The sequence below is a fragment of the Pseudomonas fluorescens genome (assembly GCF_000968015.1).
Taxonomy (GTDB): Bacteria; Pseudomonadota; Gammaproteobacteria; order Pseudomonadales; family Pseudomonadaceae; genus Aquipseudomonas; species Aquipseudomonas fluorescens_W.
Genome location: NZ_LACH01000035.1, coordinates 68,109 through 86,025, shown reverse-complemented (window position 1 = coordinate 86,025; position 17,917 = coordinate 68,109). Strand labels below are relative to the sequence as shown.

20 protein-coding genes and 1 tRNA gene are annotated in these 17,917 nt (G+C 58.1%); 5 read left to right on the top strand and 16 right to left on the bottom strand.

Annotated elements, in window-relative coordinates; genetic code table 11:
- The 5 genes from VD17_RS33130 to VD17_RS16885 all read left to right on the top strand — a co-directional run.
- Positions 1-133 (top strand): hypothetical protein (locus VD17_RS33130; RefSeq protein WP_440130572.1); only part of this gene is annotated, 133 nt, incomplete at its 5' end.
- 205 nt (positions 134-338) lie between these two features.
- Positions 339-1,715, top strand: a complete 1,377-nt coding sequence (locus tag VD17_RS16900; RefSeq protein WP_046054764.1) for an L-serine ammonia-lyase — start codon at positions 339-341, stop codon at positions 1,713-1,715.
- A gap of 38 nt (positions 1,716-1,753) precedes the next feature.
- Positions 1,754-2,878, top strand: coding sequence for a glycine cleavage system aminomethyltransferase GcvT (gcvT, locus tag VD17_RS16895; RefSeq protein WP_046054763.1), 1,125 nt, complete (start codon positions 1,754-1,756; stop codon positions 2,876-2,878).
- Positions 2,879-3,281: 403 nt separating this feature from the next.
- Positions 3,282-3,494, top strand: coding sequence for a cold-shock protein (locus tag VD17_RS16890; protein WP_003175786.1), 213 nt, complete (start codon positions 3,282-3,284; stop codon positions 3,492-3,494).
- Between the two features lie 96 nt (positions 3,495-3,590).
- Entirely contained in the window at positions 3,591-4,079 is a 489-nt protein-coding gene (locus VD17_RS16885) for an RDD family protein (RefSeq protein WP_046054762.1), read from the top strand.
- Between the two features lie 96 nt (positions 4,080-4,175).
- On the opposite strand, the gene nadA is transcribed toward VD17_RS16885, so the two are convergent.
- The 16 genes from nadA to aspS form a co-directional block, all read right to left on the bottom strand.
- Entirely contained in the window at positions 4,176-5,234 is a 1,059-nt protein-coding gene (gene nadA / locus VD17_RS16880) for a quinolinate synthase NadA (RefSeq protein ID WP_033057603.1), read from the bottom strand.
- Positions 5,235-5,505: 271 nt separating this feature from the next.
- Positions 5,506-5,581: transfer RNA gene (locus tag VD17_RS16875), tRNA-Lys, on the bottom strand.
- 63 nt (positions 5,582-5,644) lie between these two features.
- The gene (gene queC / locus VD17_RS16870; RefSeq protein ID WP_046054761.1) at positions 5,645-6,337 is read right to left on the bottom strand and encodes a 7-cyano-7-deazaguanine synthase QueC; all 693 of its coding nucleotides are present in this window, start codon (positions 6,335-6,337) and stop codon (positions 5,645-5,647) included.
- Between the two features lies 1 nt (position 6,338).
- Positions 6,339-6,986, bottom strand: coding sequence for a 7-carboxy-7-deazaguanine synthase QueE (queE, locus tag VD17_RS16865; RefSeq protein WP_033057618.1), 648 nt, complete (start codon positions 6,984-6,986; stop codon positions 6,339-6,341).
- Between the two features lie 165 nt (positions 6,987-7,151).
- Complete coding sequence (gene ybgF / locus VD17_RS16860) at positions 7,152-7,997, bottom strand: tol-pal system protein YbgF (RefSeq protein ID WP_046054760.1); 846 nt, start codon at positions 7,995-7,997, stop codon at positions 7,152-7,154.
- 6 nt (positions 7,998-8,003) lie between these two features.
- Positions 8,004-8,501, bottom strand: a complete 498-nt coding sequence (pal, locus tag VD17_RS16855; RefSeq protein WP_003178634.1) for a peptidoglycan-associated lipoprotein Pal — start codon at positions 8,499-8,501, stop codon at positions 8,004-8,006.
- Positions 8,502-8,553: 52 nt separating this feature from the next.
- The gene (gene tolB, locus VD17_RS16850) at positions 8,554-9,834 is read right to left on the bottom strand and encodes a Tol-Pal system beta propeller repeat protein TolB (RefSeq protein WP_185753168.1); all 1,281 of its coding nucleotides are present in this window, start codon (positions 9,832-9,834) and stop codon (positions 8,554-8,556) included.
- A gap of 17 nt (positions 9,835-9,851) precedes the next feature.
- A complete protein-coding gene (gene tolA / locus VD17_RS16845; RefSeq protein ID WP_046054758.1) occupies positions 9,852-10,931 on the bottom strand; it encodes a cell envelope integrity protein TolA in 1,080 nt (359 codons plus the stop codon).
- A complete protein-coding gene (gene tolR, locus VD17_RS16840) occupies positions 10,931-11,383 on the bottom strand; it encodes a protein TolR (RefSeq protein WP_162556275.1) in 453 nt (150 codons plus the stop codon). The genes tolA and tolR overlap by 1 nt, the downstream gene beginning before the upstream one ends.
- Before the next feature lie 23 nt (positions 11,384-11,406).
- Complete coding sequence (gene tolQ, locus VD17_RS16835) at positions 11,407-12,102, bottom strand: protein TolQ (RefSeq protein WP_008147369.1); 696 nt, start codon at positions 12,100-12,102, stop codon at positions 11,407-11,409.
- On the bottom strand, positions 12,092-12,559 hold the full coding sequence (ybgC, locus tag VD17_RS16830; RefSeq protein ID WP_008147372.1) for a tol-pal system-associated acyl-CoA thioesterase: 468 nt from the start codon (positions 12,557-12,559) through the stop codon (positions 12,092-12,094). Before ybgC ends, tolQ begins: the two co-directional genes overlap by 11 nt.
- Before the next feature lie 127 nt (positions 12,560-12,686).
- The gene (ruvB, locus tag VD17_RS16825) at positions 12,687-13,748 is read right to left on the bottom strand and encodes a Holliday junction branch migration DNA helicase RuvB (RefSeq protein WP_008147374.1); all 1,062 of its coding nucleotides are present in this window, start codon (positions 13,746-13,748) and stop codon (positions 12,687-12,689) included.
- The gene (ruvA, locus tag VD17_RS16820) at positions 13,749-14,363 is read right to left on the bottom strand and encodes a Holliday junction branch migration protein RuvA (RefSeq protein ID WP_046054756.1); all 615 of its coding nucleotides are present in this window, start codon (positions 14,361-14,363) and stop codon (positions 13,749-13,751) included.
- 115 nt (positions 14,364-14,478) lie between these two features.
- Positions 14,479-15,003, bottom strand: coding sequence for a crossover junction endodeoxyribonuclease RuvC (ruvC, locus tag VD17_RS16815; RefSeq protein ID WP_008147379.1), 525 nt, complete (start codon positions 15,001-15,003; stop codon positions 14,479-14,481).
- 162 nt (positions 15,004-15,165) lie between these two features.
- A complete protein-coding gene (locus VD17_RS16810) occupies positions 15,166-15,912 on the bottom strand; it encodes a YebC/PmpR family DNA-binding transcriptional regulator (RefSeq protein WP_046054755.1) in 747 nt (248 codons plus the stop codon).
- Between the two features lie 123 nt (positions 15,913-16,035).
- Entirely contained in the window at positions 16,036-17,811 is a 1,776-nt protein-coding gene (gene aspS / locus VD17_RS16805) for an aspartate--tRNA ligase (RefSeq protein ID WP_046054754.1), read from the bottom strand.
- Between the last annotated feature and the right edge of the window lie 106 nt (positions 17,812-17,917).

Below are 17,917 nucleotides of genomic sequence, written 5' to 3'. Positions count from 1 at the left end.
CCGTGAGCAAGCGGTGTATCCGGTTGCGTCGCTGATCGAAGGCAAGTACTGGCCACCGGTCGGTCGCGTCGACAACGTGTTTGGCGACCGCAACCTGATCTGCGCCTGCCCGTCGATCGAAAGCTACGCTTAAACGAATAAGGGGGCGGGTTCACTCGCCCCCTCTTTCAAGAACACCACAGATCCCCTGTAGGAGTGAGCCTGCTCGCGATAGCGGTCTAACATTCAACAAAAATGTTTACAGACAGATCGCTATCGCGAGCAGGCTCACTCCTACAGGGTTTTGTGGCAAGTCTCAGATTGCGCCCATACCTATAACAAGAAACCGGAGAACAACCATGTCTTTAAGCGTGTTCGACCTGTTCAAGATTGGCATCGGCCCCTCCAGCTCCCACACCGTCGGCCCGATGCGTGCTGCTGCGCGCTTCGCCGAAGGTTTGCGCCGCGAAGGGCTGCTGGCCGCGACCACCTGCGTCAAAGTCGAGCTCTACGGATCACTCGGCGCCACCGGTAAAGGCCACGGCAGCGACAAGGCTGTGTTGCTGGGCCTGGAAGGCGAACACCCGGATACCGTGAACACCGAAACCGTCGCCGCCCGTCTGCAAGAAATCCGTGGCAACGGTCGCTTGAACCTGCTCGGCGAACACAGCATTGCGTTCAATGAGAAAGAACATTTGGCGATGATCCGCAAACCGTTGGCCTATCACCCCAACGGCATGATCTTTCGCGCCTTCGATGCCGCGGGCCTGCAAATCCGCAGCCGCGAGTACTACTCGGTCGGCGGCGGTTTTGTGGTCGATGAAGACGCCGCCGGCGCCGACCGCATCGTTGAAGACGCCACACCGCTGACCTTCCCGTTCAAAAGCGCCAAGGACTTGCTCGGCCACTGCACCACCTATGGTCTGTCGATCAGCCAGGTGATGCTGACTAACGAAAGTGCCTGGCGCCCGGAAGCGGAAACCCGCGCCGGTCTGCTGAAAATCTGGCAAGTCATGCAAGACTGCGTCGCTGCCGGTTGCCGCAACGAAGGCATCCTGCCGGGTGGCTTGAAGGTCAAACGGCGGGCAGCCGCGCTGCATGCGCAACTGTGCAAAAACCCGGAGTCTTCACTGCGCGATCCGCTGTCGGTGCTGGACTGGGTCAACCTCTACGCACTGGCGGTCAACGAAGAAAACGCCAACGGCGGGCGCGTGGTGACTGCGCCTACGAACGGTGCGGCAGGGATCGTCCCCGCTGTTTTGCACTACTACATGCGCTTCATCCCCGGCGCCAACGAAGACGGTGTCGTGCGGTTTCTGCTGACCGCGGCCGCGATCGGCATTCTCTATAAAGAAAACGCCTCGATCTCCGGCGCGGAAGTCGGCTGTCAGGGTGAGGTCGGCGTAGCCTGTTCCATGGCCGCCGGTGCCCTGTGTGAAGTCCTTGGCGGCACCGTGCAGCAAGTGGAAAACGCCGCCGAAATCGGCATGGAACACAACCTCGGCCTGACCTGCGACCCGATTGGCGGGCTGGTGCAAGTGCCTTGCATCGAGCGCAACGCGATGGGCTCGGTGAAAGCCATCAACGCGGTACGCATGGCCCTTCGCGGCGACGGCCAACACTTCGTCTCCCTCGACAAGGTCATCCGCACCATGCGCCAGACCGGCGCCGACATGAAAAGCAAATACAAGGAAACCGCCCGTGGCGGTTTGGCGGTCAACATTATCGAGTGCTGATGCTTACGCGCATCCGCACACTTTTTCAGGAGCTGAATATGTCCACCGAACAACTGTCGAAAACCCCGCTGCACGCACTGCACATCGAACTCGGCGCCCGCATGGTGCCGTTTGCTGGCTACGACATGCCGGTGCAATACCCGCTCGGTGTGATGAAAGAACACCAGCACACCCGTGATCAGGCCGGGCTGTTCGATGTCTCGCACATGGGCCAGATCCGTCTGACCGGCGCCAATGCCGCCAAGGCGCTGGAAACCCTGGTGCCGGTCGACATCATCGACCTGCCGGTGGGCATGCAGCGTTACGCGATGTTCACCAACGAGACCGGCGGCATCCTCGACGACCTGATGGTCGCCAACCTGGGTAACGACGAACTGTTCCTGGTGGTCAACGCCGCCTGCAAGGACCAGGACCTGGCGCATCTGCGCAAACACATCGGCGACCAGTGCACCATCGAGCCGCTGTTTGAAGAACGCGCCCTGCTGGCACTGCAAGGTCCGGTCGCCGTCAGCGTGCTCGCGCGCCTGGCGCCTGAAGTGGCGAAGATGACCTTCATGCAGTTCGCCCGCGTGAAACTGCTGGGTGTGGACTGCTTTGTCAGCCGTTCGGGCTATACCGGTGAAGACGGCTACGAAATCTCCGTACCGGCCGCCAACGCCGAAGCCCTGGCTCGCGCCCTGCTGGCCGAACCTGAAGTAGCGGCCATCGGCCTTGGCGCTCGCGACTCCCTGCGCCTGGAAGCCGGCCTGTGCCTCTACGGCCACGATATGAACACCGAGACCACCCCGATCGAAGCGAGCCTGCTGTGGGCTATCTCCAAGCCTCGTCGCGCTGATGGCGCACGTGCCGGCGGCTTTCCCGGCGCAGAAACCGTGTTCGGACAGCAACAAGCCGGTGTCAGCCGCAAGCGCGTTGGCCTGTTGCCTCAGGAACGCACGCCAGTGCGCGAAGGTGCGGAAATCGTCAATGAAGCAGGCGAGATCATTGGTGCGGTTTGCAGTGGTGGCTTCGGTCCGACCTTGGGCGGCCCTTTGGCGATGGGTTACGTCGACAGTGCTTATATCGCTCTCGATACGCCGGTTTGGGCGATTGTTCGTGGGAAAAAGGTGCCTTTGCTTGTAAGCAAAATGCCATTTGTTCCACAACGCTACTACCGCGGTTGATTGACTGTTTCTATAAGTAACGCGGTTGCGTTAACAGCGCACTAATGTGTAACGCAACCGCCATAAAACAGTGCATCACTTTAGCTGTAAGCTTCGTTTATGAACTTTGCTTATAACGATCGAAAACAATTGAACACGGCGCTTGCATAAGCCAACACTAGTTACGGCATAAACGCCCCGACGCAAGCAAATCCGGGCCCTCCACAGGGCTTGTTTTTTCTCCCGTAGTTGGCGTAGAGTTTGTTCACTGTGTTTGCATGGGTCGCTTGGAATCGTGACCTGGGCAGTAGCCTACAAGTTAGCTACATCCCGTTCGACGTCTTCTTACTCTCCTGCAACCAGCCCCAGTACTCTTTCACAAGAAGGAGGCTGTCATTAATTTTTGCGTCAAAGGAAATAAGAAATGTCCCAACGTCAGAGCGGTACCGTCAAGTGGTTTAACGACGAGAAAGGTTTTGGTTTTATCACTCCAGAAAGCGGTCCGGATCTGTTCGTGCATTTCCGCGCTATTCAGGGCAACGGCTTCAAGAGCCTGAAAGAAGGCCAGAAAGTGACTTTCGTTGCTGTGCAAGGCCAGAAAGGCATGCAGGCTGACGAAGTACAAGCAGAAGCCTGATCTTCTGTAACGAAAAAGCCCCTGATGCTGACATCAGGGGCTTTTTTGTGCGCGTAAATCCGTAAAATGGCTTCTTTTTTCCGTCCAGAGGCTGCCATGTCGAAACACCTGCTCAAACCCCAGGGCGACTTTCCCGCCGCCACCCTGGGCCGTCGCCTGGCAGCGATGTTCTATGACTTCTTGTTGTGTACCGCCCTGCTGATCGTCACCAGCGGCATTTACAAGATGATTCAGATGGCGATCATCGGCGAAGACAAGATGCGCGCCTTGACCGAAGCCGGCGCGCTGGACGGCGATCCATTGCTGTCGACGGTGCTGCTGTTTGTGCTGTTCGGTTTCTTCGCCAAGTTCTGGACCTGGTCAGGCCAGACCCTGGGGATGCAGGTCTGGTGCATCCGCGTGCAAAACGCCGACGGTTCAGCCATCAGCCTGTGGCAGGCGTTGCTGCGCTTTGCGGTGTCGATCGCGTCCTTGCTGTGCGTCGGACTGGGTTTCTTCTGGTCGCTGTTCGACAAACAGAAACGCAGCTGGCATGACATCTACTCCAATACCCAGCTCGTGCGGATTCCAAAGAAACAAAAGTAGCGTCCACAAAAAAAGATCGCAGCCTTCGGCAGCTCCTACACGGTTCGATGTACACCTGTAGGAGCTGCCGAAGGCTGCGATCTTTTGATCTTGCCCTTAAGCGTTGCCGGCCAATTTCATCCGCGCTGCCTGTGTGAAGTCGAGCATGCGCTTGAGCGGCCGAATCGCTTGTGGAATCAGTGCGGGATCGACAAAGATCTCGTTAGTCCCTTCCTTCAAGCTCTTGAGCGTGCGCTCAAGGGTATTCATCGCCATCCACGGGCAATGTGCGCAACTGCGGCACGCTGCGCCGTTACCGGCCGTTGGCGCTTCGATGAAGACCTTGTCCGGGCACAGCTGCTGCATCTTGTAGAAGATGCCGCGATCAGTGGCGACGATAAAGGTCTTGTTCGGCAGGCTCTGCGCTGCCGCAATCAACTGACTGGTGGAGCCAACGGCATCCGCCAACTCGATCACCGCCGTCGGCGACTCCGGGTGCACCAGAATCGCTGCGTCCGGGTACAGCGCCTTCATGTCTTCGAGCTGCTTGGACTTGAACTCTTCGTGAACGATGCAGGCACCGTCCCACAGCAGCATGTCCGCGCCGGTCTGACGCTGGATGTAAGTGCCCAAATGTTTATCCGGGCCCCAAATGATGGTTTCGCCGTTATCCATCAGGCTTTCGACGATCTCCAGTGCGCAACTTGACGTCACCACCCAGTCCGCCCGGGCTTTGACCGCCGCCGACGTGTTGGCATACACCACCACGGTACGTTCCGGGTGCTGATCGCAGAACGCCGAGAACTCGTCCACCGGGCAACCCAGGTCCAGCGAGCAGGTCGCTTCCAGGGTTGGCATCAGGATGCGTTTTTCAGGGTTGAGGATTTTGGCGGTCTCGCCCATGAACTTCACACCGGCGACCACCACGGTCTTGGCCGGGTGAGCATTGCCGAAGCGGGCCATCTCCAGCGAGTCGGAGACGCAACCGCCGGTTTCTTCGGCCAGGGCCTGAATAACCGGATCGCAATAGAAGTGAGCAACCAGCACCGCGTCCTGAGCCTTGAGCTCGGCAGCGATGGCGGCACGGTAATAGGCCTCCTCCTCGGCAGTCAGCGGCTTGGGCTGCTTGGCGTCGAGGTGGGCTTGAACCAGAAGGCGTTCGGAAATCTGCGTCATGTTCGCAAGACCTGCAGGCGCTTTCGCGCGAAAGTCGAGTATACACCCGGCTCCGGCCCCTTCAGGGTACCGCCGGGAGAGTGAGTATCGTCAGGCACGGACAACGTTGGAGCTGCGCAAGGCTACAGAATATCCCGTGGATGCAAAAGATGATTCTGACCTGCGTCACGGGTTGCAGCCCGGAACTGGGCGAGCTCAAATCGCGGGCAAAAAAAAATCCGGAAATCCTCACTTGCGTGGGCCTTCCAGACTTTTAAAACTGCTACAAAAATGGTGGGTCGTGTGGGATTCGAACCTACGACCAATTGGTTAAAAGCCAACTGCTCTACCAACTGAGCTAACGACCCGCTGTGTGGTGGCGCGTATAATACTGATTTTTAAGGACTATTCAACACCTAATTTGAAATAAATCAAAAATAAGGTGTTGGGTCGCTGATTCCGGCTGCCGCAAAGCCTTCTGCACGCAGGCGGCAGCTGTCGCACTTACCGCATGCGCGGCCTTTATCGTCGGCCTGATAGCAGGAAACAGTCAGCCCGTAATCAACACCCAGCTTCACGCCAGCCTGGACGATCTGCGCCTTGCTCAGGTTCTGCAATGGCGCCTGAATGCGGAAACCATTCCCTTCTACGCCGGCCTTGGTCGCCAGATTGGCCATGCGCTCGAAAGACTCGATGAACTCGGGACGGCAATCTGGGTATCCGGAGTAATCCACGGCGTTCACACCAATAAAGATGTCACGCGCGCCCAGCACTTCGGCCCATCCTAATGCCAAGGAGAGAAACACGGTGTTGCGCGCAGGCACGTAAGTCACCGGAATACCTTCCCCCGCCACTTCCGGCACATCGATGCTGCTATCGGTCAGTGCCGAGCCGCCGATGCCATTCAGGTTCAGACCGATCACCTTGTGCTCGACTACACCCAGGTCGCGCGCAACACGTTCAGCGGCGTGCAATTCGGCATGGGACCGCTGACCATAGTCGAAGCTCATGGTGTAGCAGCTGTAGCCTTCAGCGCGAGCCATGGCCACAACGGTCGCGGAGTCGAGGCCGCCGGACAGCAAGATGACTGCACGTTTTTCGGTAGTGTTCAGTTGTTCAGTCATTTCAGCGCCCCGGCTCGTCATTCCAAAGATATTTATGCAGCTGCAATTGCAGACGCACTGGCAGGTTGTCCGCCACCACCCAGTCAGCCAGGTCCCGAGCATTCAGGTCATGATGACTTGGCGAGAACAGGACTTCACCGGCACGCTGATCCAGACCGTACTGGATCAGCTTGGACACAGCCCAGTCATAGTCTTCCCGCGAGCAGATGACAAACTTCACCTGATCGTTGGGCGTGAGCAGTTCGATGTTCTCGTAGCGGTTGCGATGAGCTTCTTTCGAACCCGGCGTTTTCAGGTCGACAACGCGACTGACCCGGGAATCTACCGCCGAGATGTCGAGCGCACCACTGGTTTCCAGTGACACTTCGTAACCGGCGTCACACAACTGCTTGAGCAATGGGATGGCATTGGGTTGTGCCAGCGGCTCGCCGCCGGTGACACAGACGTAACGCGGGCGAAAACCAGCCACTTGCTCGAGGATGTCGTCGAGCGTGCGAATGGTTCCGCCAGTGAACGCGTAGGCGCTGTCGCAGTACTGGCAACGCAATGGACAACCGGTCAGGCGCACAAAAACAGTGGGCAGCCCGGCAGTCCGCGTTTCACCCTGCAACGAGTAGAAAACTTCGGTGATTCTCAATGTGTCTTGCATAGTCGCCACGGGCATAACAGCTAAACAGGCTGTCCGCCTCCGTCAGGCACTTCAAGGAACCCCGCCACCGCGCAGATCCCAAAAAGCGTGTTTCAAAAAAGGGTGTGAATTCTAACGAAAAAACCCGCGACAAGCGCGGGTTTCTTCGAAACAGGTCAAGCAGCCTTACATTTTTTGCAGATCACGCTGAGCCAGCTGAGCAGCAGAAGTGCCCGGGTATTGCGACACGACCTGTTGCAGAATGCCTTTGACCTTGTCGGGATGACCGAGGCGGCGCTCTACATCAGCCAGCTTGTACAGCGAATCAGGCACTTTTGGATGCTTGGGGTACAGCTGTGAAACCTTGGCAAAAGCCTGACCTGCACCTTGCAGATCGCCTTTGGCCAGGTTCACTTCGCCCAACCAGTACTGGGCATTACCCGCGTACTGACTGTTCGGGTACTTGCGCAGGAATGCGGCAAAAGCCTGGCTGGCCTTGTCGAAATCCTTGGCTTTGATCAGGTCGAAGGCTGCATCGTAATACAGTTTTTCCTTCGCGGGATCAGCCGGTTCGCTACCCGCGGCAGGTGCTTGAGCGGCTGCGGCTGCCGTTCCTGCGGCTGCGCCCGCTGCTGCACCGGGGGCATTCAAACTGCCACCGGCGGAAGAATTATCAGGAGTCGCGGCTGGTGCAACGCCGGTTCCTATGCGCCGATCAAGATCCTGATATCGCTCCAGGTTCTCTTGCTTCATGCGCGCTACATCATTTTGCAGAACTTCGATGATGCCTTGTTGGCGCGAGATCTGCTCCTGCATTGATTGCAGTTGGTTGAACAGCTCGCCCTGTGCCGAGACAGGGGCCGAAACCCCTCCCCCGGCATAGGCGCCGTTCGTACCGTAACCTGCAGGCGGATTATTAGTCCCGCTATTGGTATAGCCGGAGTCATTATCGACCACAGGAACCGCAGCCCACACCGCAAGCGGTGCGAGGCTGAGAGCCAGAACAGTTACAGCACGACGGCACGTTCGCATGACGAATTACTTACGCAGTTCGACGCGACGGTTTTGAGCCCAGGACTGCTCGTCGTTGCCGGTAGCAACTGGACGCTCTTCGCCGTAGGAAACCAGTTCCAGCTGAGCTGGGGAAACACCTTGCAGTACCAGGTAACGCTGAACGGCTTTCGCACGACGCTCGCCCAGTGCCATGTTGTACTCACGAGTACCACGTTCGTCGGTGTTGCCTTCCAGAACAACGCGAGCGCCGTTTGCTTTCAGGTCTTTGGCGTGAACGTCCAGAGCGCGCATGGCTTCTGGCTTCAGGTCCGAGCTGTCGTATTCGAAGTAGAAGGTGGTGATTGCGCGCAGAGCAGCTTCTTCGCTCAGGGAGCCGTCAACAGCACCAGTGTTAGCGCCGTAACCAGCGTTTGGATCGACAGCGCCTTCACCGGCATTGTCGCCGCCTTTGGACGAGCAACCTACAGCTACAGCCATGGCCAGAGCCAGCGCAGCAAATTTACCAAACTTCAGCATTTCCATCGTGAAACTCCTAATGAACCCCAATGTGTTAAGTACAACGTGTAGCGCCGCGTCAGTTCAGGTAAGGGGACCAGGAAGGTTCTCTGACTTCGCCTTGTGCGGTAGGAAGCGGGAGCCTTACGCGTCCATTAATGGACACGAGCATCAAGACTCCCCGGCCCTGCTGGCGGGTGGCGTAGATTACCATGGTGCCGTTGGGCGCAACAGTAGGCGACTCGTCCAGAGTGCTATCAGTGAGGATTTTTACACTTCCGCGCTGCAAATCCTGGGCCGCCACCTTGAAATTAGTGAAACCTTCCTGACGATGGATCATCACCAGGGTCTTTTCATCAGCCGAAAGCTTAGGGTTGGCGTTGTAGTTACCGATAAAGGTCACACGCTCCGCACCACCACCGCCTGCGCTGGTTTTGTAGATCTGCGGCTTGCCGCCACGGTCCGAGGTGAAGTAGATGGTCGAACCATCTTTACCCCAGAACGGTTCGGTGTTGATGCCAGGACCGTTGGTGACACGAGTGATCTGACGCGACCCCAGGTTCATCACGTAGATGTCCGGGTTGCCGTCTTTCGACAGTACGAATGCCAGACGATTGCCATCAGGCGACCAGGCTGGCGCGCCATTCAGGCCTTCGAAGTTGGTGATCTGCTCACGGCGACCGGTGTCGATGTTCTGCATGAAGATACGCGGACGCTTCTGCTCGAACGACACATAAGCGATGCGCTTGCCGTCCGGTGCGAAACGCGGCGACAGGATCGGCTCGCGCGATTGCAGCAGGGTCACGGCACGGGCACCGTCATAGTCCGAACGTTGCAGCGTGTAGCGAGTGTTCTTCTCGGAGAAACGCTCGGCAGTCACGTACAGCAGACGAGTCGAGAACGCACCTTTGATACCGGTGAGTTTTTCGAACGACTGGTCCGCGATGTAGTGCGACATGTCGCGCAGTTGATCGACGCTGCCCGACACGCTGCCGGTCAGCACTTGCTGCTCGGTGGCGACGTTGAACAGTGTGTATTGGACCTGCAGGCGACCGCCCGCAGGAGCAATGCTGCCGACCATGACGTACTGGGCACCCAGCGCCTTGAAGTCACGGAAGATGATTTCGCTGGCCTGGCTTGGCTGGCTGATCATGTTCTGTTTTGGAATCGGCGAGTAGTAACCCGAGTTGCGCAGGTCGTTACCGATGATTTCGGCCATGTCGTCCGGCAGCACGCTGCCGCCCTGGTTGCCAAACGGAACGACTGCGATCGGGGTGGCCCGATCACTGCCGCTGGTGACCAGAATGTTTTTTTCATCGGCTGCCGCTATCCCTGCCATGCAGCAGATAACGACAAGCATTCCTCGAAGAAGGTTTCTCACAAGGCTAGATCCTCAGGTGTGAATGTCATCTTGAATGAACGATACGGAGCGAAATCGCTCGGCTTCATTCCCTGCATTTCTGTCAAACGTCCAATATTCTTGACCGCCGCAACAGCCGACGCGTCGAACGGACCATCGCCACTGGACTTGGCCACGCTGACCGAAGTCACCGTACCGTCCGGCAACATGCCGATTTGCAACACGACTGTCATGCCTTTGCGGGCCGAAGGTGGACGAGCCCAGCCTTCCGCTGCACGAGCACGAATCAGATCATCGAAACTACCGGCGACTTCGTCACCCTGCTCATCCGCCAAGGCCTGCTGACGCTGCGGCGTGTCGGAAAGCAAATCTGCCAGGGCCTGAGCCTTTTTGTCTTCGGCGGATTTACGTGCCGCTTCCTGCGATTTTTTCTTCGCAGCATCGGCAGCAGCTTTCTTCTTCGCGTCTTCGGCGACTTTCTTCTTCGCGTCTTCAGCTTCAGATTTCTTCTTGGCGTCTTCCGCGGCTTTCTTCTTCGCGTCTTCGACGATCTTTTTCTTCGCTTCTTCAGCGGCCGCTTTCTTGGCCTCTTCTTCAGCTGCTTTCTTGGCTTCTTCTTCAGACTTCTTCTTGGCTATATCAGCCAATTGTTTCTCTTCGGCCTTTTTGGCTTCGGCGGTCTTCTTCGCTTCATCGGCTTTCTTGGCTTCATCAGCCTTTTTTGCCTCTTCCGCTTTCTTCGTCTCGTCGGCCTTTTTGGATTCTTCGGCTTTTTGAGCCGCATCTTCCTTCTTTTGTTCCGCGGCTTTGATCGCTTCCTGCTCGATCTTTTTCTGTTCCATCTGTTCGACTTCGGTCTGGCGCGCGGCGGATTTCTTCGCCTCACCCGCAATCTTCTGATTGGTCTGGGTGGTCGCCTGACTTTTCGATTTCAGTTGGTACAGAGTCGCCTGGACAATCGGCTTGGCCGGCGGCAGTTCAGGCGTGAAGGCGAAACTGACGAACAGCATGCCAAAAACCAGCACGTGCAAGACAAGCGCCCAGACACTAGGCCAGAAGTAGCTTTCCGAGGCGGACGGCTCTCGCATTTGCTGCATCAGGGTGCCTCGGTAATCAAGCCAACATTACCGACCCCGGCTTTCTGCAACCCGCCCATGGCGCCCATGACGGAACCGTAGTCGACGGTCTTGTCACCGCGGATGAACACCTGAGTACGCTTGCCACCTTCAGTGCCGGCGCGAATGATCTTGGTCACGGCGTCAGTCATCTGCGGCAAGGTCATGGCCTTGTCCTGCTGCTTTTCGGTGTCGACTTCGCTGCCAAGGTTCCAGTAATAGGTCTTGTCAGACTTGATCGAAATGGTCAGGACCTGAGTGTTGTTGTCCTGCGGCAAGGCTTCGCTGGAAACCTTGGGCAGATCAACTTTCACGCCCTGATTGAGCATCGGAGCGGTCACCATGAAGATGACCAGCAGCACCAACATCACGTCGATGTAAGGCACCACGTTCATCTCGGCAACCGGCTTGCGCTTTTTGCGAGCTCGAGCGATTAAAGCCATTGGAAATTACCTGCTTATTCTTCGCTGGTGTGCACTTTGCGGTGCAGGATCGCCTGGAATTCATCGGCGAAGGTGTAGTAACGGCCCAGCAAGGTTTCGCTGCGAGCAGCGAAACGGTTGTAAGCGATAACGGCCGGGATGGCGGCGAACAGACCGATCGCGGTTGCAATCAGTGCCTCGGCGATACCTGGAGCCACAGTGGCCAGGGTCGCTTGCTGGGCAGTTGCCAGACCACGGAAGGAGTTCATGATCCCCCAGACAGTACCGAACAGACCGATGTACGGGCTGACGGAACCTACGGTCGCGAGGAACGGCAGGCTCTGCTCGAGCTTTTCTTCTTCGCGGGAAATGGCGACGCGCATGGCACGGGCCACGCCTTCCATGACCGCTTCCGGGTCAACGCCTGGCTGCTGGCGCAGACGGGAGAATTCCTTGAAGCCGGCACGGAAGATCTGCTCTACGCCCGAATCCGGATCAGGGTTGCTGCCGGCCTGACGGTAGAGTTTGGACAGGTCGATACCCGACCAGAAGCGCTCTTCAAAGCTCTCCAGGGCACGTCGACCGGCGCGCAGCAGGTTGCTGCGCTGAAAGATCATGATCCATGAGGTCACCGATGCGGCTACCAGGATCAGCATTACCAGTTGCACCACGATACTGGCATTGCTGACCAGGCTCCACATGGAGGAATGGTCGACGACGTTAGCTTCCACGCTTTATCTCCTGCTTTGAGTGTGTACCCGCGCCGCTCACGTCGGCAAAGGCCGCACGTAGAGCTTCGGGAATGGCCCGGGGTTTCAAACTGTTAGTGCGCACACAGGCCACCAAAAACTGCCCTTCGCAGAGCAGCGCATTATCCGTAGCCCGCCTGACCTGCTGTTTGAAGCGCAGGCTGACACGGTTCAATTCGATTACTTCAGCGCTTACCAGCAGTTCGTCATCCAGTCGCGCCGGCGCGTGGTAACGCGCTTCGCTGGAATGCACGACGAACAACAGGTCCTCACCTGCAAGCTGGGATTGGGCAAAGCCCAGCTCCCGGAGCCGCTCGGTTCGAGCCCGTTCCATAAACTTGAGGTAATTGACGTAATACACGATGCCGCCCGCATCGGTGTCCTCGTAATAAACGCGACAACGAAGTGCGAAAGGCTCAAGCCCGTTTTGCGCGCGCATACTCTAGTGCTTACTCCTCAGGTTGCCAATCCGGCCAGGCAACTGTTTTTCATTGATTCACGGCTTTCTGGCGAAAGTACGGTCCTAGGACCGCACAAACCCCGAATAAATCAGCGCGCAAAGGTTATTAATCGTCCACGGCATCGAGGAACTCGTCTACCACGGGCATCTCACCCAATCGTGACGGGATGTTTAAACCGAAGTGCAGATACGCATGCCGAGTCACCACTCGCCCCCGCGGCGTACGCATGATGTAGCCCTGCTGGATCAGGTACGGCTCCAGCACGTCTTCAATAGTGTGTCGCTCTTCACTGATGGCGGCGGCGAGGCTATCGACCCCGACCGGCCCACCGTCGAACTTCTCGATCATGGTCAACAACAGACGTCGATCCTGGTGATCGAAACCACGCTCGTCGACATCCAGCAGGTTCAAGGCGAGGTCGGCGATCGGTTTGGTGATGTGGCCCTTGGCGCGAACTTCGGCGAAATCCCGAACCCGGCGCAGCAAGCGGTTGGCGATCCGCGGTGTACCACGGGCACGGCGGGCGATTTCGAAGGCGCCTTCCGGGTCCAGTGGCAAGCCGAGGATGTTAGCCGAACGACTGACAATCGTTGCCAGGTCAGCGGTGTTGTAGAACTCCAGACGCTGGACGATGCCGAAACGGTCGCGCAGCGGATTGGTCAGCATCCCCGCCCGCGTCGTCGCACCGACTAGGGTGAACGGCGGCAGATCAAGCTTGATCGAGCGCGCGGCAGGCCCTTCGCCGATCATGATGTCGAGCTGGAAATCTTCCATGGCCGGGTACAGCACTTCTTCGACGATCGGCGAGAGCCGATGGATTTCGTCGATGAACAGCACGTCGTGTGGCTCAAGATTGGTCAGCAGCGCAGCCAGATCACCCGGGCGTTCAAGCACGGGGCCCGAGGTACTCTTGATCGAGACCCCCATTTCCTGGGCGATGATGTTGGCCAGGGTAGTTTTACCCAGGCCCGGCGGGCCGAAAATCAGCGTGTGGTCCAGGGATTCATTGCGCCCACGGGCCGCCTGGATAAACAACTCCATTTGCTCGCGAACGGTCGGCTGGCCAATGTATTCAGCCAGGCTGACAGGGCGAATCGCGCGGTCCTGGACTTCCTCGCGGTCACGAGGGCCAGGTGTGGCGGCAATCAGACGATCAGCTTCAATCACTTAGATCATTCCCTTCAGGGCACGACGAATCAGGTCTTCGCTGCTCAAACCTTTCTCCTTGATCGCAGAAATCGCCTTGCTGGCTTCCTGCGGCTTGTAGCCCAGGGAGATCAGCGCGCTGACCGCGTCATTTTCTGCGGTGGCGACCGGCGTCGTATCTGGCCCACCCGGCTGGTTTGGTACCAAAGCAAACATCGCCGGCACGGTTTCCCAGGCCTTGAAGCGATCCTTGAGTTCCACCAGCAAACGCTCGGCAGTCTTCTTACCCACGCCCGGCACCTTGGTCAGGGCCGAGGTGTCCTGGGACTGCACGCAGCGGACCAGTTCATCGACTTCCAGGCTCGACATCAGGGCCAGGGCCAATTTCGGCCCTACACCATTGAGACGGATCAACTCGCGAAAAAAGTCTCGCTCACGCTTGCTGAAGAAGCCATAGAGTAACTGCGCGTCTTCGCGTACGACCAAATGGGTGTGCAAGGTCAGCGGTTCACCGACCGACGGCAAGCGATAAAGCGTCGTCATGGGCACTTCCAGCTCATACCCCAGACCGTTTACATCCAGAATCAGGTGCGGCGGCTGTTTCTCAGCCAGTGTGCCGCGCAAGCGTCCAATCACGTTTCAGATCCTTGAGCGTTGGCCAGATCAGTGCTGGCGACTGACAGAACAAGGGTTTTGCGCCGACGACACAGGCACAAAACCCTCGTTCCATAAAAAATGATTGCTGATGCTATCAGAGACGCAGGCGCCCGCCACGACTGCGTGCCGTACCCAGGCCATGCGGCAACAGGCTGGAACGGGTGTGAGCATGGCAAATGGCAATGGCCAGGGCGTCCGAGGCATCGATTTGCGGCTTGCTGGTCAGTTTCAGCATGTGCATGACCATCATTTGCACCTGCTCTTTATTCGCCGCGCCGGTCCCGGTCACCGCCTGCTTGACCTGGGTCGCGGTGTACTCAGCGATTTCCAGGCTTTCTTCCGCCCCGGCAACGATGGCGGCGCCGCGAGCCTGGCCAAGTTTGAGCGCAGAGTCGGCGTTGCGCGCCATGAAGACCTTTTCGATGCCCATGGTCACCGGGCCGTAGGTCTGGATGACTTCGCGCACGCCGCGATAGACGATTTGCAGGCGCTCATGCAGCTCGCCGGAACCTGTGCGAATACAGCCCGACGCCACGTACACGCAACCACGCCCGGTATCACGTACTACGCCATAACCGGTAATGCGCGAACCGGGGTCGATACCAAGAATTAAAGTCATAACGCCTGCAAAGCTAGTGCGAGTATTCGAGGGTAACTGTAGGAGCTGCCGAAGGCTGCGATCTTTTCAAATAAACGCTGAAAATCAAAAGATCGCAGGCTTCGCCAGCTCCTACCTGTACAGCGTAGGGCTTTGTGAAGGCTGCGATCTTTAATAAATGCATCAACTGAGCTGTGCGGCGACTTCTTCTGGAATGTCCGCGTTGGAGTAAACGTTCTGCACGTCATCCAGGTCTTCAAGCATGTCGATCAGCTTCAGAACCTTCTCGGCGCCTTCCAGATCCAGTTCGGCACTGGTGGTCGGCAGCATCACGATTTCCGCATCATCGCCTTTGAAACCGGCCGCTTCCAGCGCGTTACGCACGGAGTAGAAACCGGCGAACGAGGTGAATACGTCGATGGAGCCGTCTTCGTGGGTTACCACGTCATCGGCATCGGCCTCCATCGCCGCTTCCATCAGCGCATCTTCATCGACGCCTGGCGCGAAGGAAATCTGCCCCTTGCGCTCGAACAGATAGGCCACCGAACCGTCCGTGCCGAGGTTGCCGCCGCACTTGCTGAACGCATGGCGAACAGCGGCTGCGGTGCGGTTTCGGTTGTCGGTCATGCACTCGACCATCACCGCCACGCCGCCCGGGCCGTAGCCTTCGTAGGTCAGCTCGACCATGTCGTCGGTGTCGGCAGCACCGGCACCGCGGGCGACCGCGCGATCAATGATGTCGCGACTCATGTTCGCGCCGAGGGCCTTGTCCAGCGCCAGACGCAAACGCGGGTTGGAACCCGGATCACCACCGCCCTGACGGGCCGCAACGGTCAGTTCACGAATCCACTTGGTGAAAATCTTGCCCTTCTTGGCATCCTGACGTTCTTTGCGGTGCTTGATGTTCGCCCACTTGGAATGACCCGCCATATCTCGCTCCGAATTCTCTTTGAAACATTGCCCGCCGCGCCATGACGCGCCAGCCAGCAAATAAAAATCTCGACCAATCTATAAAGAAAGGGCGCATCCGAAGATGCGCCCTTCTGGCCAGCCTTACTCAGCTTTAGGCGTTTCGCGCAGACGAATGTGCAGTTCGCGCAGTGCCTTGGCATCTACCACACCCGGGGCCTGAGTCATGACGCAAGCGGCGCTCTGGGTTTTCGGGAAGGCGATCACTTCACGGATCGACTGGGCACCGGTCATCAGCATCACCAGACGGTCCAGACCGAAGGCCAGGCCACCGTGCGGCGGCGCGCCGTATTTCAGGGCGTCGAGCAGGAAGCCGAATTTCTCTTCCTGTTCCGCTTCACTGATACCCAGCAGACGGAATACCGACTGTTGCATTTCCTTGCGATGGATACGGATCGAACCGCCACCCAGCTCGGTGCCGTTCAGAACCATGTCGTAGGCACGGGACAGAGCGGTCGCCGGGTTGGCTTCCAGTTCTTCCGGGGTGCACTTCGGCGCGGTGAACGGGTGGTGCAAGGCAGTGAAGCTGCCGTCGTCGTTCTCTTCGAACATCGGGAAGTCGACAACCCACATCGGTGCCCACTCGCACGTCAGCAGGCTCAGATCGTTACCGACCTTGATCCGCAGCGCGCCCAAGGCTTCACTGACGATCTTGGCTTTGTCGGCACCGAAGAACACGATGTCGCCGTCAACCGCGCCAACGCGATCAAGGATCACATTGAGGTTGGCTTCAGGGATGTTCTTGACGATCGGCGATTGCAGACCTTCAACGCCCTTGGCGCGCTCGTTGACCTTGATGTACGCCAGGCCCTTGGCACCGTAGATGCCGACAAACTTGGTGTAGTCGTCGATCTGCTTGCGCGGCATGCTCGCCGCGCCAGGAACGCGCAGAGCGGCAACGCGGCATTTCGGGTCGTTGGCAGGGCCGCTGAACACCTTGAAGTCGACTTCTTTCAGTTGATCGGCAACGTCAACCAGTTCCAGCGGGTTACGCAGGTCCGGCTTGTCGGAGCCGTAACGACGCATGGCCTCTTCGAAGGTCATGTGCGGGAAGTCGCCGAACTCCAGGTCCAGCACTTCCTTGAACAGGTTGCGGATCATTTGTTCGGTGATGCCCATGATCTCTTTTTCATCGAGGAAGCTGGTCTCGATGTCGATCTGGGTAAATTCAGGCTGACGGTCGGCACGCAGGTCTTCGTCGCGGAAGCACTTGGCGATCTGGTAGTAACGGTCGAAGCCGGCCACCATCAGCAGCTGCTTGAACAGCTGTGGCGATTGCGGCAAGGCGAAGAAGCTACCGGCGTGAGTACGGCTCGGCACCAGGTAGTCGCGAGCGCCTTCTGGCGTGGCGCGAGTCAGGATCGGCGTCTCGACATCGAGGAAGCCGTTCTCGTCCAGGAAGCGACGGATGCTGGTGGTCATGCGCGAACGCAGACGCAGCTTCTCGAGCATTTCCGGACGACGCAGGTCGATGAAGCGATAACGCAGGCGGGTTTCTTCGCCGACGTCGGAGAACTCGTTGAGCGGGAACGGCGGGGTTTCCGCTTCGTTCAATACTTCCAGCTCGTAGCCCAGCACTTCGATCATGCCCGACGCCATGTTGGCGTTGCCGGCACCGGCCGGACGCAGGCGAACCTTGCCGGTGACCTTGACCACGTATTCGCTGCGCACGCGATCGGCGGCGGCGAAGGTTTCAGCGCGGTCCGGGTCGAACACCACCTGGGCCAGACCGTCACGATCACGGATATCGAGGAAAATCACCCCACCGTGGTCACGGCGACGGTGAACCCATCCGCAAAGGGTAATTTCCTGGCCTTCCAGGCTTTCGTTCAGTTGGCCGCAATAATGGCTGCGCATCATGGTAGTGGTTTCGCTTCTCGTAATTCGAAATTCGGTTGGAGACCTTGCTCATATCCTGCCCTTGTGAAAGGCGCCAGATGATGCAAGAGCTCGCACGTGTCGTTCA

Coding starts and splice junctions, on each gene's coding strand:
- VD17_RS16900 (WP_046054764.1), top strand. CDS start 339: ATGTCTTTAAGCGTGTTCGACCTGTTCAAGATTGGCATCGGCCCCTCC.
- gcvT (WP_046054763.1), top strand. CDS start 1,754: ATGTCCACCGAACAACTGTCGAAAACCCCGCTGCACGCACTGCACATC.
- VD17_RS16890 (WP_003175786.1), top strand. CDS start 3,282: ATGTCCCAACGTCAGAGCGGTACCGTCAAGTGGTTTAACGACGAGAAA.
- VD17_RS16885 (WP_046054762.1), top strand. CDS start 3,591: ATGTCGAAACACCTGCTCAAACCCCAGGGCGACTTTCCCGCCGCCACC.
- nadA (WP_033057603.1), bottom strand. CDS start 5,234: ATGACGCAGATTTCCGAACGCCTTCTGGTTCAAGCCCACCTCGACGCC.
- queC (WP_046054761.1), bottom strand. CDS start 6,337: ATGACTGAACAACTGAACACTACCGAAAAACGTGCAGTCATCTTGCTG.
- queE (WP_033057618.1), bottom strand. CDS start 6,986: ATGCAAGACACATTGAGAATCACCGAAGTTTTCTACTCGTTGCAGGGT.
- ybgF (WP_046054760.1), bottom strand. CDS start 7,997: ATGCGAACGTGCCGTCGTGCTGTAACTGTTCTGGCTCTCAGCCTCGCA.
- pal (WP_003178634.1), bottom strand. CDS start 8,501: ATGGAAATGCTGAAGTTTGGTAAATTTGCTGCGCTGGCTCTGGCCATG.
- tolB (WP_185753168.1), bottom strand. CDS start 9,834: ATGCTTGTCGTTATCTGCTGCATGGCAGGGATAGCGGCAGCCGATGAA.
- tolA (WP_046054758.1), bottom strand. CDS start 10,931: ATGCAGCAAATGCGAGAGCCGTCCGCCTCGGAAAGCTACTTCTGGCCT.
- ybgC (WP_008147372.1), bottom strand. CDS start 12,559: ATGCGCGCGCAAAACGGGCTTGAGCCTTTCGCACTTCGTTGTCGCGTT.
- ruvC (WP_008147379.1), bottom strand. CDS start 15,003: ATGACTTTAATTCTTGGTATCGACCCCGGTTCGCGCATTACCGGTTAT.
- VD17_RS16810 (WP_046054755.1), bottom strand. CDS start 15,912: ATGGCGGGTCATTCCAAGTGGGCGAACATCAAGCACCGCAAAGAACGT.
- aspS (WP_046054754.1), bottom strand. CDS start 17,811: ATGATGCGCAGCCATTATTGCGGCCAACTGAACGAAAGCCTGGAAGGC.